17 protein-coding genes are annotated in these 17,443 nt (G+C 64.2%); 9 read left to right on the forward strand and 8 right to left on the reverse strand.

Going from position 1 to position 17,443, the window contains the following annotated elements; genetic code table 11:
* Positions 1-70 precede the first annotated feature (70 nt).
* The 4 genes from AC56LG_RS02220 to AC56LG_RS02235 are packed head-to-tail and all read right to left on the reverse strand — an operon-like array spanning position 71 to position 2,576.
* Positions 71-940, reverse strand: coding sequence for a hypothetical protein (locus AC56LG_RS02220; RefSeq protein WP_497164496.1), 870 nt, complete (start codon positions 938-940; stop codon positions 71-73).
* Between the two features lie 14 nt (positions 941-954).
* Entirely contained in the window at positions 955-1,755 is an 801-nt protein-coding gene (locus AC56LG_RS02225) for a hypothetical protein (RefSeq protein ID WP_497164497.1), read from the reverse strand.
* Positions 1,745-2,260 carry a hypothetical protein gene (locus AC56LG_RS02230; protein ID WP_497164498.1) on the reverse strand — a complete coding sequence of 172 codons (516 nt, stop codon included), beginning with the start codon at positions 2,258-2,260 and terminating at the stop codon, positions 1,745-1,747. The genes AC56LG_RS02225 and AC56LG_RS02230 overlap by 11 nt, the downstream gene beginning before the upstream one ends.
* Before the next feature lie 25 nt (positions 2,261-2,285).
* A complete protein-coding gene (locus AC56LG_RS02235; protein WP_497164499.1) occupies positions 2,286-2,576 on the reverse strand; it encodes a DnaJ domain-containing protein in 291 nt (96 codons plus the stop codon).
* Between the two features lie 240 nt (positions 2,577-2,816).
* On the opposite strand from AC56LG_RS02235, the gene AC56LG_RS02240 reads away from it, so the two are divergent.
* The 4 genes from AC56LG_RS02240 to AC56LG_RS02255 all read left to right on the forward strand — a co-directional run bounded on the left by AC56LG_RS02240 (position 2,817) and on the right by AC56LG_RS02255 (position 8,618).
* Positions 2,817-4,571, forward strand: a complete 1,755-nt coding sequence (locus AC56LG_RS02240; RefSeq protein ID WP_497164500.1) for a glutamine--tRNA ligase/YqeY domain fusion protein — start codon at positions 2,817-2,819, stop codon at positions 4,569-4,571.
* A 164-nt stretch (positions 4,572-4,735) separates the two neighbouring features.
* Positions 4,736-6,568: a CHASE domain-containing protein gene (locus AC56LG_RS02245; RefSeq protein ID WP_497164501.1), complete on the forward strand. Its 1,833-nt coding sequence runs from the start codon at positions 4,736-4,738 to the stop codon at positions 6,566-6,568.
* A 261-nt stretch (positions 6,569-6,829) separates the two neighbouring features.
* Positions 6,830-7,525: a glycine-rich domain-containing protein gene (locus AC56LG_RS02250; protein ID WP_497164502.1), complete on the forward strand. Its 696-nt coding sequence runs from the start codon at positions 6,830-6,832 to the stop codon at positions 7,523-7,525.
* A gap of 556 nt (positions 7,526-8,081) precedes the next feature.
* On the forward strand, positions 8,082-8,618 hold the full coding sequence (locus AC56LG_RS02255) for a glycine-rich domain-containing protein (RefSeq protein WP_497164503.1): 537 nt from the start codon (positions 8,082-8,084) through the stop codon (positions 8,616-8,618).
* Positions 8,619-8,736: 118 nt separating this feature from the next.
* On the opposite strand, the gene AC56LG_RS02260 is transcribed toward AC56LG_RS02255, so the two are convergent.
* Positions 8,737-8,997, reverse strand: coding sequence for a hypothetical protein (locus tag AC56LG_RS02260; RefSeq protein ID WP_497164504.1), 261 nt, complete (start codon positions 8,995-8,997; stop codon positions 8,737-8,739).
* 41 nt (positions 8,998-9,038) lie between these two features.
* Positions 9,039-9,920 carry a sugar nucleotide-binding protein gene (locus AC56LG_RS02265; protein ID WP_497164505.1) on the reverse strand — a complete coding sequence of 294 codons (882 nt, stop codon included), beginning with the start codon at positions 9,918-9,920 and terminating at the stop codon, positions 9,039-9,041.
* Between the two features lie 27 nt (positions 9,921-9,947).
* On the opposite strand from AC56LG_RS02265, the gene AC56LG_RS02270 reads away from it, so the two are divergent.
* The 3 genes from AC56LG_RS02270 to AC56LG_RS02280 all read left to right on the forward strand — a co-directional run bounded on the left by AC56LG_RS02270 (position 9,948) and on the right by AC56LG_RS02280 (position 12,772).
* Positions 9,948-10,976 carry a CDP-6-deoxy-delta-3,4-glucoseen reductase gene (locus tag AC56LG_RS02270; protein WP_497164506.1) on the forward strand — a complete coding sequence of 343 codons (1,029 nt, stop codon included), beginning with the start codon at positions 9,948-9,950 and terminating at the stop codon, positions 10,974-10,976.
* 68 nt (positions 10,977-11,044) lie between these two features.
* Positions 11,045-12,304, forward strand: a complete 1,260-nt coding sequence (locus AC56LG_RS02275; protein WP_497164507.1) for an MFS transporter — start codon at positions 11,045-11,047, stop codon at positions 12,302-12,304.
* Positions 12,305-12,376: 72 nt separating this feature from the next.
* Positions 12,377-12,772 carry an HPF/RaiA family ribosome-associated protein gene (locus tag AC56LG_RS02280; RefSeq protein ID WP_497164508.1) on the forward strand — a complete coding sequence of 132 codons (396 nt, stop codon included), beginning with the start codon at positions 12,377-12,379 and terminating at the stop codon, positions 12,770-12,772.
* 46 nt (positions 12,773-12,818) lie between these two features.
* Here AC56LG_RS02280 and AC56LG_RS02285 read toward each other — a convergent pair whose 3' ends face one another.
* The gene (locus AC56LG_RS02285) at positions 12,819-13,625 is read right to left on the reverse strand and encodes a helical backbone metal receptor (RefSeq protein WP_497164509.1); all 807 of its coding nucleotides are present in this window, start codon (positions 13,623-13,625) and stop codon (positions 12,819-12,821) included.
* Between the two features lie 109 nt (positions 13,626-13,734).
* On the opposite strand from AC56LG_RS02285, the gene AC56LG_RS02290 reads away from it, so the two are divergent.
* Positions 13,735-14,700, forward strand: coding sequence for a GGDEF domain-containing protein (locus AC56LG_RS02290; protein ID WP_497164510.1), 966 nt, complete (start codon positions 13,735-13,737; stop codon positions 14,698-14,700).
* A 170-nt stretch (positions 14,701-14,870) separates the two neighbouring features.
* On the forward strand, positions 14,871-16,319 hold the full coding sequence (gene sbcB, locus AC56LG_RS02295) for an exodeoxyribonuclease I (RefSeq protein ID WP_497164511.1): 1,449 nt from the start codon (positions 14,871-14,873) through the stop codon (positions 16,317-16,319).
* 218 nt (positions 16,320-16,537) lie between these two features.
* Here sbcB and pyrF read toward each other — a convergent pair whose 3' ends face one another.
* Positions 16,538-17,362, reverse strand: a complete 825-nt coding sequence (gene pyrF / locus AC56LG_RS02300; RefSeq protein ID WP_497164512.1) for an orotidine-5'-phosphate decarboxylase — start codon at positions 17,360-17,362, stop codon at positions 16,538-16,540.
* Positions 17,363-17,443 lie beyond the last annotated feature (81 nt).

Here is a 17,443-nt window from a genome sequence, read left to right on the forward strand (position 1 = left end):
CGCTAACACAACGCATGTGTCCGCGTGGGCACAGGGGCGCCCACCCTACGACCAACGCGTTCAACGCAGGTTACGGATACTCGGTATCGAGCTCCGACCCCGCATAGTTCTCCAGCTCGGCGATCAGCTGGGTCATCGGCGCCTTGGTGCGGATGCTTTGCAGGACCGTGCAGTGCTCGCGGTAGGTTTGCACGCGCTCGGCGATGATGGCGCGGTGCGGCGCCGGCACCTTGTCGAGGAAGGCGGCCCAGCCGGTCTCGTAGTCGGGATTGTTCTTGCGGACCGCTTTCACGAAACGCTCGAAGTCCTTCTGCCCGGCGCGGGCGTGGATGGTGCCGCCGTCCACCGCGAAAATCACCGCCAGCGCGATCACGCCTTCGGCATTCAGGTCGGGGTCGGTGACCGGGCCTTCGTAGTGGTTCTTGCGCAGCCATTTGGCGGCGTCGACGATCGCCTGCACGCTTTCGCGCTGGCGCACCTGGCCGAGGTAGCGCTCGTAGCCGCTCCAGGATTCGCCCGGGTCGGCGGTGCAGATGTCGACGAACAGCTCCTTCAAACGCCGCCCGGCATACACCGGGTCGCTGTCGTATTCGCCGACCAGGCTGTCCTCGGGCAGGGCCGCCAGTTCGCGGATCATGCGGAAACCGGCCTGGAACACGTACTCGGCGCCGTCGGCGATCAGGATGTCGAGCGCGGTCTCGTCGCTGTCGTCGTCGACCAGGTGTTCGAGGCCGAGCGACACCCCGCCGACGGTCAGCAGCAGCGCGCGCTGGATACCCTCGGCGGTGCGGTCGTTGGTGAACTTCTCGGCCACCATGGCGGTGATCGACGCAAGTTCGTCGGCCAGGCCGATCGATTCGTCGGCGTCGGCCTGGGTCGGCAGCAGCTTGATCGCGCGCACCAGGCGCGGCAGCTTTTCAATGACGATGGCTGGCAGCATCGATGGCGTTCCGCTCACGAGAAGATGTCCGAACCGATGCTCTTGCGCGTGCTGCGCCGTGGCGTCGAGCGCACCGACGGCACCTGCTTGCGCAGGCGGTACAGCAGGTCGCGCGTGCTGCGCTGCTGGAAGTCGGGATCTTCGTCCGGGTCGTCCGGGAACTCGGCCTCGGACATCTCGTTGCTGTGCCTGAATTCCGGGAACAGCTCGATCAGCGAACGCTCCCAGCCATCTTCGCTGGCCTTGGCCAGGTCGATCGCCAGCGGGATGATGTCGCTGTCGGACGAGGTCTGGCCCGTCACGTAGCGGCCTTTGAGGTTGATTTCGCCGGCCACTTCCATGATCTCTTTCGGCGCCAGCGACCACAGGATGGCGAACACGGTGGCGCCGTGGTCGGTGGCCGAGGCTTCCTGCAACAGTTCGTGGCGGCGCTCTTCGTCGTCGGTGGCGTAGACCACGCCGTGCACGTGATTGAACAGGCCTTCGGCGATGCGCTCGGGGTCGTCTTCGATCATGTTGTCGGGCCAGGTCGCGGCCATGTAGGCCAGGCTGTCGGCCCAGGCCTTCGGCGGCACCAGCATGGTCGCCAGCGAAGTCTTGGCGCCGTCGAAGCCGGCCAGGTGCAGGGCCGTCACTTGCGGCGGCAGGGTCGAGAGCACTTCGGCGACGGCATAGTCGCCATGTTCGTCGGCCGCCTGCGAGAACGCCTCTTCGGCGTGTCCCAGCGAGCCGGCCAGCACCAGTTCGCTGACCTGGCGGGTCAGCGCGGGCAGGTTGGCGCTGTCAGTCGCATTGTCAACTGAGTTATCGTTCATTCGCGTCTCCTTCGCCGTCGAAGATGCCGCTGAAGTCGTCCGACACCATGCCTTCTCCCTCGTCCTCGTCGTCGCCCTCATCGTTCTTGCCGAGCTGCTCGAGTGACTGGTCGTCGTCTTCCCAGCGCCCCTGGTGCTTGTAGAGGAAGGCGGTGATGATCGCCTGGCGCGCCAGTTCCGGATGGTTTTCCGTCATCGACGCGTACATGGCCGCGCCGTCTTCGCCCGTGCACTCGGCCATGGCGAACACTTTAGTCGGGTCGTCGCCTTCGTAGTCGGCCGCTTCGCGCAACAGCCCCTTCGGGTCCGTGAACTTGATCTTGTCAACGAGGGCGAAGGCCATCAGGTTGACGTCGTCGATGCCCGATCCGCCGGCATACTCGGACACCAGGGCGTCGACCATCATCTGGTAGTTTTTCTTGTTCGGCGGGTCGCCCAGCGTGCCTTCGATCTGGCCTTCGAGCTCGCGCGACTGGTAGGCGAATTCGGGATGTACTCGTTTCATGTGTTGTCCTGGTATGGGGTAGAACTCAAACTTGCAGCGTGACGCCGTTGAGCGCGAACAGCGAGCGCCACAGCTCGAAGGCTTCCGCTTCGGCGTCGAGCACGATGCGATGGTTGACGCTCTGGTTGTATTCGTCGCGTTTGGCGGCGTCCGACAGGATCTCGTAGGCCTTGGTGACGGCCTTGAAGCGCGCTTCCGCGCCCGGCGCCTGGTTGCGGTCGGGGTGGTAGCGCATCGCCAGCGAGCGGTAGACCTTCTTGATCTCTTCGTCGCTGGCATTCGGCGCGACGCCGAGGATCGCGTATAAATTTTCCACTTTGGAACTCTCCGGCTGGGTGCCGATGGAACGGCAAAACGAGATTATCCTATAGAAAACGCCAATGCGACAGCGAGGGCGCGGTGGCGCGCCGGCCGCATGCCCTTGCCTGAAGGCGATGTGTCCCCAGTATGATCCTTGCATGGGAGACGAACCGTGCGCTCCACCACATAGGCGGACCCTGGCCGGGGCTGTCTACGGTAAAATGCCGGTTAACTTTACCTATCCAAAACACCATCCATGAGCAACGACAAGAACAAGGCAGCGGCGGCACCTGCGCCTTCGTCTAATTTCCTGCGCGCCATCATCGACAACGACCTGGCGGCCGGCATCCACACGCGCGAAGGTATGCCTTCGGTGATCACCCGTTTCCCGCCGGAGCCGAACGGCTACCTGCACATCGGCCACGCCAAATCGATCTGCCTGAACTTCGGCCTGGCGGGCGATTACGCCGGCCGCTGCCACCTGCGTTTCGACGACACCAATCCCGAAAAGGAAGACCAGGAATACGTCGACACCATCATGGACAGCGTCAAGTGGCTCGGCTTTTCGTGGGAGCAAGGCGGCCAGGAATACCTGCACTACGCCAGCGACTACTTCGACACGCTGTACGCAATCGCCGAATACCTGATCGGGCAGGGCTATGCCTATGTCGACAGCCAGAGCGCCGAAGACATGGCCCGAAACCGCGGCAATTTCGGCACGCCGGGCACCAACTCGCCCTTCCGCAACCGTCCGGTCGAAGAGTCGCTGCAACTGTTCCGCGACATGAAAGCCGGCAAGTACAAGGATGGCGAGCACATCCTGCGCGCCAAGATGAGCGAAGACGCGATGTCCTCGCCCAACATGACCAACCGCGATCCGGCCCTGTACCGCATTCGCCATGCGCACCACCATCGCACCGGCGACGCCTGGTGCATCTACCCGATGTACGATTTCACGCACCCGCTGTCGGATGCGCTCGAATCGATCACCCATTCGATTTGCACGCTCGAATTCCAGGACCACCGCCCGTTCTACGACTGGCTGGTGGCCACCGCGACCGAAGGCGGCTTCTTCACGCCGCCGGTGCCGCGCCAGTACGAGATGTCGCGCCTGAACCTGACGTACGTCGTCATGTCCAAGCGCAAGCTGCGCCAGCTGGTCGACGAAGGCATCGTCTCCGGCTGGGACGACCCGCGCATGCCGACCATCGTCGGCCTGCGCCGGCGCGGTTATACGCCGGAATCGATCCAGCTGTTCAGCGAGCGCATCGGCGTCTCCAAGTCGGATGGCTGGATCGACATGAGCACGCTCGAAGGCGCGCTGCGCGACGACCTCGACCCGAAGGCGCCGCGCGCGATCGCCGTGCTGCGTCCGTTAAAACTGATCGTCGATAATTTCCCTGAAGGCGAAGCGCACCCGTGCACCTCGCCGGTCCACCCGCACCACCCGGAAATGGGCGTGCGCAGCTTCCCGTTTACGCGCGAGCTGTGGATCGAGCAGGAAGACTTCATGGAAGTCCCGACCAAGGGCTACTTCCGCTTTACCCCGCCCGTGGGCGACCAGCCGGGCAGCCGCGTGCGCCTGAAGTACGGCTACGTGGTCGAGTGCACCGGTTTCGACAAGGATGCGGACGGTAAAGTAACCGCCGTGCACGTGAAGTATTTCGAGGATTCGAAATCGGGCACGCCGGGCGCCGACAACTACAAGGTCAAGGGCAACATCACCTGGGTCAGCGCCGCCTCGGCCTTGGAAGCGGAAGTGCGCCTGTACGACCGCCTGTTCCTCGATGCGCATCCGGACGCCGGCGGCAAGGACTTCAAGGCCCTGCTCAATCCGAACGCACTGGAAACCATCACCGCCTACCTCGAACCGGGCATGGCGGCAGCATTGCCGGAGCAGCGCTTCCAGTTCGAGCGCCACGGCTATTTCGTGGCCGACCAGGTCGACTCGAAGCCGGGCAAGCCGGTCTTCAACCGCGTGACGACGCTCAAGGACAGCTGGGCCAAGTAAGCGTTTGTGCCCCCATCCGATCCCGCTCCGGTCTGTCCGCAGCGGGATTTTTTATGTGCGACGCCTTTGCCATGCGCGCAACTGGTAGAAATGACAGGTTTCAGCCCGACCGGTCTGCGCGATTCTGATGCAAATCAAATAAAGGTCTTGGAACTGGATTCGACATGGGGATCACGGCCAAGTGGGTCAAGAAGGTCAACGCGATCAAGCCGGGTTCGTGGGCAGGCGTCCTGCTGTCGCTCGGCGTCGGTGTCGCCCTGCACATGATCACCAGCGAAGCCGTCGAAAACGATGCCCGGACGCGCTTCGGCCATATGGCGCGCAACGTCCAGTCGACCCTGGAGAGCCGCTTCAAGGCCTATGGCGATTTGCTGCGAGGCACCGCCAGCCTGTTCCGCGCGTCGGACGAGGTCACGCGCGAGCAGTTTGGGCGCTACATGGACGCCCTCGACCTGGCCCGCAACTTCCCTGGCGTGGTGTCGATCAATTTCGCCTATTACTTCACTGACGCCGAACGCGACCGGTTCGAAGCGCGCATGTTGCACAACATCGATGGGCGCGGGCGTAACGCCAGGATCAGGCCCGAAGGGCGGCGGCCCGAGTACACGGTGCTGTCGTTTGTCGAACCGGGCACGGCCTGGGTCGGGCGGATCGGCCTCGACATGCAAACGGTGCCGGGCGGCCTGCGGGTATTGACGCAATCGCGCGACACGGGCGAACTGATTACCGGGGGCTCTCCGGTAAAGGCCGGATCGAAGGTGATGGGTCTTGCAATGCGCATGCCGGTGTACCGTGCCGCCATGCCCCTGCAGGACGTGGCCCAGCGCCGCGCCGCTTACTTGGGGACGGTCGGCATCGGTTTCAGTGTCGATCGTCTTGCGCAGGGCGTGCTCGATACCATGCCGAAAAACGCGACGCGGCTTGCGATTACCGGGATGGCCCCGGTCGAAGAAGCAGGCAAGTCGCCGAGTGCTTATCGACGCGTCGTGTATTTCGACAACTTCCCCGACGCCGCTCCCGACGAACAGGCCGAGTTTGCTGCCCTCTTGCCGGTGGGTGCAGACGGAAGCGGGTGGGACATTCGTTTCAGCGTAAAGAAACGCAGCCTGTATTCCAGCATCGACAGGCCCCTCCCCTGGGTCGCGATGCTGGCCGGGACGATCAGCACCGCCCTGCTGTGCGCCCTGTTCCAGACGCTCAGTTCATCGCGCCGGCGCGCCGTCGGCCTGGCCGAGGAAATGACCGGAGAACTGCGTGCCAGCGAAGCGAAACTGCAAAAAACCAACGACAACCTGCGGCGCCTGGCGGCCCATGCTGAAACCATCAAGGAAAGTGAACGCAAACGCATTGCGCGCGAGATCCACGACGACCTCGGCCAGAATCTGCTGGCGCTGCGCATCGAGGTCGATTTGCTGGCCTCGCGCACCAGCATGCGCCATCCGAAGCTGCATGCCCGTGCACGCTGGATGCTCGAGCAAATCGACGTCACCATCAAGAGCGTGCGCCAGATCATCAACGACCTGCGCCCGCACGTGCTCGACCTCGGCCTGACGGCGGCGGTCGACTGGCAGATCACCGAATTCCAGCGGCGCACGGGCGTCGACTGCGAACTGGTGTCGCACAACCACGACCTGCACGTGAGCGACCGCTGCGCCACGACGCTGTTCCGCATCCTGCAGGAATCGCTCACCAACGTGTCGCGCCACGCCCGCGCGACCAAGGTCCGGGTCGAGCTCGCCATCGACCCGGAATCGATCTCGATGACCGTCAGCGACAACGGCATCGGCCTGACCAAGGCGGGTGGGCAAAAACCGGGGTCCTTCGGCCTGGTCGGCATCGAGGAACGGGTCAAGATCCTGGGCGGTAAATGCATCATCACCAGCGGTCCCCATCTCGGCACCACCGTCCATGTTTCCATTCCCGCAGCCAACAACCTCCTCTCGGTCGCCACCATACCGGCCCCTGCGGCCGCAGACCCGGCCTGCAGCCAGCTGTAGGCGCAGAAGATCCCATCTTGTAGTCCTACTACCCGTCACGTCGCAGGCGAATTTGCGACAAATTTTTGTTGACGTCACTCAACTTGCGCAAAATCAACGATTTTCGGACACTTGAGGCAGACAATTCATATCACTGCAACGCGTCAATACCAGGGAAAAAGATCAGCAGGAGGAGGACCCATCATTTGTCAGCACCACGTCGTTGATTGTCGGAACCCAACTATTCAATAACAACTTATCAGCCAACACTAAGGATAAATCATGATCTCGAATAACGACTTTGCCCTCATCGCCGCGCTGGATTTGAACCCGATCAAAACGAAACTCATGCACAAGGAATCGGGCGAGGGCTGGTCCCCGGCCCATGCCAATGCGGTCGAAATCGAGTACCGCCGCTTCCTGTACCTGATGAAAGCGTTCCCCCATGTGGAAACGGCGCCGCTGGTCGATGTCGACACCTTCTGGCACTACCACATTCTCGACACGATGAAATATGCGCGCGATTGCGAGCAGGCCTTTGGCTACTTCGTGCACCATTCCCCCTACCTCGGCCTGGAGGGCGACAACCCGGTGGAAATGCATCAGCAAGCCGGGGAACGCATGCGCGAGCTGTATGAGTCCACCTTCGGCCTGTCGTATGTGCGCCCGCTGCGAACCGACGGCGTACCTGAAGCCGCCGATGTGCAAACGGCATCGAATCCCGCCCTGGGCCGGGCGGCAAACTCGGCCTGGTGCGTCTCCCCTGGCATCGTCAAGGCGGCCGACGTCCAGACGGCCTGGTGCGTCTCGCCGGGCATCGTCAAGGCAGCCGACGTCCGGACCGCCTGGTGCGTCTCCCCCGGCATCGTCAAGGCGGCCGACGTCCAGACCGCCTGGTGCGTTTCCCCGGGCATCGTCAAGGCAGCCGACGTCCAGACCGCCTGGTGCGTCTCCCCAGGCATCCAGCAAGCAGCCTGATACGTCACATCCCCGCCGGCCGGGCGTCGCTGGAGCAGGCGGCCGGTGTCGTCCCCGGTACACCGGCTTCTTCGCCCGGCCCGCATGCGGGCCGCCTCGTACCAGCGTCGTTGACATCCAGGACCGGCAGCTACCCCGTGCCGCCGGCCTGCCCTGCCCTGCGGCCCTGGCCATTCCGGTCTGCGAAGCAATCATCCGTGAGCGGGGTACGTAGCTAGTACCTGGTGAAGCCGCCGATTCGCACACGCGCAGCGATTCATCCTCCGACCTCCCCCCCGGCCTTGCCGTGGCGGCTCTTTTTCGCTCCCAAACTTCGTACGACGCAACTACCAAGTTGAGTAGGCTGCGGCCAGTCCGCATCGCGAATATTCTGATTTTTATCAAACGAATTGAAAGTAATAGCCAGCAGGCCGATTGCCCACATCCTTAAACGGCAAACCGACGCTTTGCAACAAGACAGTCATCAGAAGGAGGACGCCCACTTGCCCAGCATCAATTCGCTCACCGTCACACCACAACCACAATAACGATGCAGTTCCCAAGACAAGGACAAATCATGATCCCGACTGACGACTTCTCCCTCATTGCCAACCTGGACCTGAACCCGATCAAGACCAAGCTGATGCATGTGGAATCCGGCGAAGGCTGGTCACCCGAGCGCGCGCAAGCAATCGAAACCGAATACCGCCGCTTCCTGTACCTGATGAAAGCGTTCCCGAAGGTAGAGATGGCCCCGCTGCAAGACGTCGACACCTTCTGGCACTACCACATCCTCGACACCATGAAGTACGCCCGCGATTGCGAGCAGGTTTTCGGCTACTTCCTGCACCATTACCCCTACCTCGGCATGGAAGGCGACGATGGCGAGGAGATGCAGCAACAGGCGGGCGGTCGCATGCGCGAGTTGTATCAGTCGACGTTCAACGTGCCCTATCCGCAGGCAGCCGACCAGCCTGCCGCATGGTGCACGGGCACCGGCCTTGTCGAGGCAGTTGCTGCGCACACCGCGTGGTGCACGGGTACCGGCATTGGCAAGGCGGGTATTGCGCAAACCGCGTGGTGCACGGGTACGGGAATTGCCAGGTCAGCCTGATATCACACTCGTCCCGCCCGGGCTTTCCGCGGCGGGAATTTTTTTTGGCTCAACTGTCCTGGCCGTCGTTAAGACTGTTGCAAGACATCAGCGCGTGCGCTTGCGAACACCACACCGGTCAGGTTTTCTTGTGACGCGCCCGTAATTGCTGCCGTCCCTGGGTCTGCGTCTTGTTGCGCTTGCTCTCATACAGCGCCGTCGCCTCCTTCTTCGCCTGCTCGACGGTACGCATCGCCTCGTGGTCGTCGTGCGCCACGAAATAATCGTTCGCCTGCGCATCGACGACCAGCTTGATCGCAGCCTCGTCGTCCAGGTCGTAGATCTCGGTCAGCAGGGTCGTCACTTCGTCGAGGAAGGCTTCGTAGGTCAGGGTCGTCATGGGGTGGCTCTTCGTAAAATGCTTTTGGGAGGGGCGCTATTCTACAGCGGCCATTGCGCCAGCGCGTGCTGCACGTCCGGATAGCGCAGGCGCGCGCCCAGCTCGCGGCGCAAGCGCGTGTTGTCGAGGCGGCGCGATTCCGACATGTACGACAGCAGTACCGGCGACACCACCTCGCGCAGCGCGGCGCGCGCCAGGCGCGGCGGGCGCGGCAGCCCGGCGGCGTCGGCGACGGCATCGAAATAGTCGGCCATCTTCAGCCGGGTATCGTCGGCCGCATGATAAACCCGGCCGGGCCGCGCGCGAAACAGCGCCAGCATGACGATGCGCGCCAGGTCGTCGGCCTGGATGTGGTTGGTGTACACGTCGTCTTCCGCGCGCAGCGCCGGCGTGCCTTCGCGCAGGCGCTTCAGGGGCAGGCGCTCGATCGCGTAGATGCCGGGCACGCGCAGGATGGCGACGCTGCCGCCGACGCGCCGCGCCCAGCCGCGCAGCACCCGTTCGGCGTCGACGCGGCGCGCGGCGCGCGCATTCTTCGGCGCCACCGTGCGCGTTTCGTCGATCAGCGCCCCGCCGCAATCGCCGTAGACCCCGCTCGTACTCACATACACGAGGTGTGCCCCCGCGGGTAGAATGGCGGTCACATTGCGGGTACGCACGTCAAGCATGCCTTCGGGCCGCGGCGGCGCCAGGTGCACCACCCAGGGCGCCAGGCCGCGCAGGCGCGCCAGGCTGGCCGGTTGATCCAGGTCGGCCAGGACCGGCACCGCCCCGGCGGCGCGGATGGCCGCGGCATGTTCAGGGTCGCGCGTGACGGCAAACACCCGAAAGCGCGCCGCCAGCAGCGGCAGCAGGCGCATGCCGACGTCGCCGCAGCCGATCAGGAGCAGGCGCGGACGGCCGATGCGATGTGTGCAGTTCATATTAATAGAATTCATTTTGAGGATTGTATGACGTTCCAGATCACTGTCCAGCCCAGCGGCACCCAGTTTGCCTGCGAAGCCGACGAAACCGTGCTGGCAGCCGCGATTCGCGCTGGCGTCGGCCTGCCCTACGGCTGCAAGAATGGCGCCTGCGGTTCCTGCAAGGGCAAGGTCGTCGGCGGCGCGGTGACGCACAAGCCGCACCAGGCGCGCGCCCTCTCCGAGCAGGAAAAATTGAAAGGCATGTCGCTGTTCTGTTGCGCGCTGCCCGAGGGCGACGTGGTCATCGAGGCGCGCGAGATCGGCGGCAGCAGCGATTACCCGATCCGCAAGATGCCGACCCGGGTGGCCTCGATCACGCGCGCCGCGCCGGACGTGGCGATCGTCACGCTGCAGTTGCCGGCCAACGAGGCGCTGGCCTACCGCGCCGGCCAGTACATCGAATTCCTGCTCAAGGACGGCAAGCGCCGCGCCTACAGCCTGGCCTGCGCGCCAAGCCTGGAGCGTCCGCTGGAACTGCACATCCGCCACCTGGCGGGCGGCCTGTTCACCGACCACGTCTTCGGCGCCATGAAGGAACGCGACATCCTGCGCTTCGAGGGCCCGCTCGGCACCTTCTTCCTGCGCGAGGAATCCGACAAGCCGATCGTGCTGCTGGCCTCGGGCACCGGATTCGCACCGGTGAAAGCCCTGGTCGAACACCTGATGCACCTGAAGTCCACCCGCAAGGTCGTCCTGTACTGGGGCGGGCGCCGTCCGCAAGACCTGTACATGGACGAACTCTGCCAGGCCTGGACCACGACCCTGCCCGACTTCACCTATGTGCCGGTGGTGTCCGACGCCCTGCCGGAAGACGGCTGGACCGGGCGCAGCGGCTACGTGCACGCGGCGGTGATGCAGGATATTCCCGATCTCTCCGGCTGGCAGGTGTATGCCTGCGGCGCGCCGGTGATGGTCGACGCGGCGCGGGGCGAGTACGTGGCGCAGTGCGGCTTGCCGGCGGAAGAGTTTTATGCGGATGCGTTTACGACGGAAGCGGACCTGGCGGCGCAATGATGGGGTCAGCAGACCCATCTTAAATGAGGCACAATTGACGGCTTCTCGCCTGTCAAACTGCCTCGTTCATGTCCCTGCTTTCGTCGTCCAGCGGCCTCGCCGTCCTGCGCAACCGTAACCTGTCGTTTTACCTTTCCTCACGCTTCCTCGGCACGCTGGCCGTCCAGATGCAAAGCGTGGCCGTCGGCTGGCAGGTGTACCAGATCACCGGCAGCCTGTTCGACCTCGGCCTGATCGGACTGGCGCAGTTCGCGCCCTTCCTGGTCCTGATCCTCTGGGCCGGCCACGTGGCCGACCGCTACGACCGGCGCAAGATCATCGTGCTGTGCATGCTGACCCAGCTGCTGGTGAGCGCCCTGCTGCTCGCGTTCACCGCCAGCGGCAGCCGCATCGTGTGGCCGGTGTTCGCGGTGCTGGTGCTGTTCGGCAGTGCGCGCGCCTTCATGATGCCGGCCTCGCAGGCGGTGCTGCGCAACCTGGTGCCGGACAAGGATTTCGGCCAGGCCGTGGCGCTCGGCTCCTCGACCTTCCACGTGGCGGTGATCGCCGGCCCGGTGCTGGGCGGCCTGCTGTATGTGTTCGGGCCGACCACCGTGTACATGGTGTCGGCGGCGCTGCTGCTGGTCGCCACCGTGCTGATGGCGTCGACCAAGAGCGCGCCGCAGGTGCGCAGCACGGCGCCGGTCAGCTGGCACACCTTGCTGGAAGGCTTGCGCTTCGTGCGCTCGCGCCCGATCGTGCTGGGGGCGATTTCGCTCGACCTGTTCGCGGTGCTGTTCGGCGGCGCCACCGCCCTCCTGCCCGCCTACGCGCACGACGTGCTGCACGCCGGCCCGACCGCGCTCGGCTGGCTGCGCACGGCGCCGGGTGCCGGCGCTGCGCTGTGCTCGATCCTGCTCGCCTTCGCGCCGATCCGCCGGCATGTGGGCGCCTGGATGTTCGGCGGCGTCGCCCTGTTCGGCCTGGCCACGCTCACCCTCGGCTGGACCAGTCATTTCCTGGTCGCCCTGGTCGCGCTGTTCGTACTCGGCGCCGGCGACATGGTCAGCGTATACGTGCGCCACCTGCTGGTGCAGTACGAAACGCCGGACGAGATCCGCGGCCGAGTCAGCGCCGTGAATGCCGTGTTCATCGGCGCCTCGAACGAGCTGGGCGAATTCGAATCTGGCGTGACCGCCGGCTGGTTCGGCCTGACGCGCGCGATCCTGCTCGGCGGCGCCGCGACCCTGGCCGTCACCGGACTGTGGGCGGTGCTGTTTCCGGTGCTGTCGAAGATGGACCGTTTTCCCCATCACGAGAAGGCGGAACAGGCGGCGAAATCGAATTAGCGTACGGGACGCGGCAAAAATTACAAAAAGTGTAAGATTGGCTCCAAGATCTTTGATAACGGAGCTATCTTTATGCAAATCAATGTTAATACCGACCGTACCATCGATAAACACCAAGGCCTGGACGAGCATGTGCAATCGGTCGTCGAAGGCGCCATCGGCCGTTTCGAGGACCAGGTGCATCGTGTTGAAGTTCACCTGAGCAATGAAAACAGCCAGAAACAGCTCGACGGCGGCAACCGCTGCATGATGGAAGCGCACGTCACGGGCTATGCGCCGGTGGTCGTCAACGAGCATGCGGTGAACCTGCACCAGGCCATCACCCAGGCCGGCAACAAGCTCAAGCGCGCCCTCGACAGCGCCCTGGGCCGCCTGGCCGACAAGGCCCGCCGCGATCCAGTGCCAATCGGCGACGTCGACGGCGACCTGGTCCCTGAACAGGACAAGAACCTGACCAGCGGCATGTAATCGGCAGTTTGGCAGGAATCGAGCGCGGCCCCGGCCGCGCTTTTTTTTATCCCTCCAGCAAACCGCGCAATGCGCGCAGGTAGCGCAACCCGGCCAGCGCCCGGCTGCCGTACCACGACATCATTTCCCCATCGACCAGCAGCACCGGAATGCCGAGCTGTTTTTCGAGCGCATCCGCGTGCGCCTCGGTAAAACGGTAGGGTTCGGTCGACAGCAGCACCGCGTCGAGCCCGGCCACGAGTTCGCTCGACCAGTCGAAGCGCGGATAGCGGCTGGTATCGGGCAAGGCCGGCACTTTCCAGCCGAGTTCGCCCAGCATGCGCGCGATATAGGTATCGTTTGACACGCTCATCCATGGGTCTTGCCAGATGCAATACAGCACGGTGCGCGCGGGGCCGGAAGGCGCGGACCTCAGCACTTCATACTCTGCCTCGAAAGCGGCGCACCAGCGCTCGGCCGCCTCCATGACGCCGAAGATCCCGCCCATCAGCCGTGCCAGCGCCAGGTTGTCGCGCGGCGCCAGCGGGTGGGTGACGACGACGTGCGGCACGAATTCGGCCAGGGCGTCGTAGGTCGGCTTTTCGTTTTCGTCGATGTTGACGATCACGTGGGTCGGCGCCAGCGCGCGGATCTTTTTCAGGTTGACGTCCTTGGTGCCGCCCACTTTCGGGATCGCCGCGACAAGGTCGGCCGGATGGATGCAGAAACCGGTGCGCCCGGCCAGTTGTGGCGCCAGGCCCAGGTCGCACAGCAATTCGGTGATCGAGGGAACCAGCGAGACGATGCGCGCGCCCGGCGCCGACGGGTGGGTGATGCCGAGGGCATCGACCAGGGGATGGGAGAAGTCGTTCATGGCCGCTATTGGAACACCGCTGTTTCTGAAACGCCAGCGGGAACGGGGTGGCGAATGGTTTATCATGCATTTTTACTGAACTGTGTTTAGCACCACGCGGAGGAACGCTTTGAAACTTATCGGACCATTTCGGAATGCAGGCTACAAGGTCGCCGACCTGGAGCTGTTTCGCGGCGCCGACATGCGCGCCGCCGCCGCTGCGCTGGCCGATTGCGACGTGATCGAGCTGGGCGCCGGCGAACCGATCGAGGATGCGGTGCGGGCGCGCCTGTACATCGTGTTGTCCGGCATGCTCGAAGTCGAGCTCGACAGCCACGCCGGCACCGGCGACGGCAACGTCAACCGCATCATGCCGGGCGAAAGCGTGGGCGAGCAATCGGTGCTGGACGACGACGCCAACCTCGACGCGGTACATGCCGTCGAAGACACGCGCCTGCTGGTGATCGAATCGAAACTGGCCTGGGAATTGATCGACCATTCGAACGCGGTGGCGCGCAACCTGCTGCGCTTGATGTCCTTCCGCATCCGCGCGGCGAACGCCCTGCTGCGCCGGCGCCAGAAGCTCGGCGAGTTCTACCGTCAGCTGTCGCTGAACGACACCCTGACCGGCTTGTACAACCGCACCTGGCTGGCCGACATGCTGCCCAAACTGGTCGCGCGCGCCCGTGCCCAGGGCAGCCCGCTGGCGCTGCTGATGGTCGACCTCGACAATTTTAAAAAGTTCAACGACACCCACGGCCACCTGATCGGCGACGCCGCCCTGTGCGCAGCCGCGAACGTCATCCGCGATGGCCTGCGGCCGTCGGATTTTGCGGTGCGCTATGGCGGCGAGGAACTCATGGCCGTGCTGCCGGAAACGAATGGCGAGTTGGCCCATCTGGTGGCCGAGCGCCTGTGCCAGCAGATGCGCGCGGCGGTGCTGTTCCCCGACATGCGCGTGCCGATGCCGCACCTGACCGCCTGCTTCGGCGTGGCCGTGCTCGATCCGGAAGGCGACGAACTCAGCCTGATCGAAGCGGCCGATGCCGCCCTGTACCGGGCCAAGGAAGCCGGCCGCAATTGTGTGAGCGTGTGAGATTGACGTGGTTGAGCCTCGATAAACCTACTGCGCGTCGTACTTTCGGCCTGCGATGCTCGCTGTACAGTCGTACAGCTGCGCTTCTCGGCCGAAATTCCTTCCGCTCGCTACGGTTTATCGAGGCTCCGTCAAGCTACCAAAACGCAAAATAAAACAATCAACATACGATGAGTACACACACTTTCCTCTGGCACGACTACGAAACCTTCGGCGCCCAGCCGCGCCGCGATCGGCCGGCGCAGTTCGCCGCGATCCGTACCGATGCCGACCTCAACGAGATCGGCGAACCGCTGATGCTGTTCTGCCAGCCGGCCAACGACTATTTGCCCGACCCGCAATCCTGCCTGATCACGGGCATCACGCCGCAGCAATGCCTGGAGCAAGGCGTGCCCGAACACGAATTCGCGCGCCAGATCGAAGCCGCCTTTGCCGAACCGAATACGATCGGCGTCGGCTACAACACGATCCGCTTCGACGACGAAGTCACGCGTTTCCTTTTCTGGCGCAACCTGTTCGATCCGTATGCGCGCGAATGGCAGAACAATTGCGGCCGTTGGGATCTGCTCGACGTCGTGCGCATGACCTATGCGCTGCGTCCCGACGGCATCGAATGGCCGACCCATCCGGACGGACGTCCGAGCTTCCGGCTCGAAGACCTGACCCGCGCCAACGGCCTCGCGCACGACGCCGCGCACGATGCGCTGTCGGACGTGCGCGCCACCATCGCCCTGGCGCGCCTGATCCGGAACAAGCAGCCGCGCCTGTTCGATTTTTGCCTCGAACTGCGGCGCAAGGACAAGGTTGCCAGCGAAATGGGCCTGCACCTCGAGCGTGGCATGCGCCAGCCGTTCCTGCACGTGTCCGGCATGTTCCCGGCCGAACAGGGTTGCCTGGGCCTGGTCTGGCCGCTGGGCCAGCATCCGACCAACAAGAATGAAATTTTGGTGTGGGATTGCCGTCATGATCCGTCGGAATTGTTCAGTCTCGACGTCGAGACGATCCGTCAGCGCATGTTCACGCGTAGCGCCGACCTGCCCGAAGGCGTGACCCGGCTGCCGATCAAGAGCGTGCACCTGAACAAGTCGCCGATGCTGGTCGGGAATTTGAAGACGCTCAGCAGCGCACAGGCGGCGCGCTGGGGCATCGACGTCGAACAGGCGCGCGCGCATGCGCAACTGGCGGCGAACGGTCCCGACATGGCGGCGACCTGGGCCCAGGTGTACCAGAAGCCGGGCGCCAGGGAAGAGACCGACGTCGACGAAGACCTGTATGGCGGCTTCGTCTCGAATAATGACCGCCGCAAGCTCGAATCGCTGCGCATGCAGAGCCCGGCCCAACTGGCCACGGCGCGCCCGTCGTTCGAGGACGAACGCCTGGCCGAACTGCTGCGCCGCTACCGCGCGCGCAACTTCCCCGAGACCTTATCGGAAACGGAGCTGCAGGACTGGGAAGAACACCGCGCCGCACGCCTGTTCGACGGCGCCGGCGGCGCCCGCACGGTGGATCAGCTGTTCGGCGAAATCGATGCGCTGTCGGAGACGGCGGACGAGCGCGCCGAGGAGATTCTCGGCGCCTTGTACGAGTATGTGGAGGCGATTGCGCCGAGCAGGTATTGAATTTACTGGCGCTTGTGGGGCTGTTGCCTGCACTGTTATCGGTATGTTTGGTCCGCGTGGACTCAAGAGTCCACCCTACGGTCACTGCGGGCAGCGAGATCATGCGAAACCCAATAAGGTAGCGTGTCCCGTAGGGTGGGCACTTGTGCCCACGCGGATTCAAGACACCACAAACGTCACAGGCAACAGCCCCACTCCATCCGCACACCCGCCTGAGATCAATCGCCCCGATACCGATTGATCTCATCGCGCGTCGCGCGCGCCACCCTTCTCGCCGCCGCCGCGAAATCTTCTCCTTCCGCCGGCGCCGCGTACAGGATCGCACGCGACGAGCTGATCATCATCCCGGCCCCGCCCGCGGTGCGTCCGGCGCGCACGGTTGCTTCCACGTCCCCGCCCTGCGCGCCGATGCCCGGTACCAATAAAGGCATGTCGCCCACGATCGCCCGTACCTGCGCCAGTTCTTCCGGATAGGTCGCGCCCACCACCAGTGCGCACTGGCCGTTGCGGTTCCATTTCTCGGCCACCAGGCGCGCCACGTGCTGGTACAGCGGCTGGCCGCCGACATCCAGGAACTGCAAATCCGAGCCGCCCGCGTTCGAGGTGCGGCACAGCACGATCACGCCGCGGTCGGGCCAGGCGAAATACGGCTCGACCGAATCGGAACCCATGTAGGGGCTGACCGTGACCGCGTCCGCGCCATAGCGCTCGAAGGCTTCGCGCGCGTACTGGTGCGCGGTGGCGCCGATGTCGCCGCGCTTGGCGTCGAGGATCAGCGGAATGTGCGGATAGGTCTCGCGCAGGTAGCGGCAAATTTGCTCGAGCTGGTCTTCGGCGCCGAGCGCGGCGAAATAGGCGATTTGCGGCTTGAAGGCGCAGGCCAGGTCCGCAGTGGCGTCGATGATGGCGGTGCAGAAGCGGACGATGCCGTCCGCTTCGCCCTGCAGGTGCGCAGGGAAACGGCCCAGGTCGGGGTCGAGCCCGACGCACAGCAGCGAATCGTTGCGGGTCCAGGCCGCGGAGAGTTTGTCGATGAAATTCACGTTGGGCCCCTTGATCGGTGTTAGTGCAAACCCACTATTGTACCCGTCACGGGGCACAGGTCCGCGAGCGTGCGACCGGTC

Source organism: Telluria sp. ZB2R32 (genome assembly GCF_059685715.1).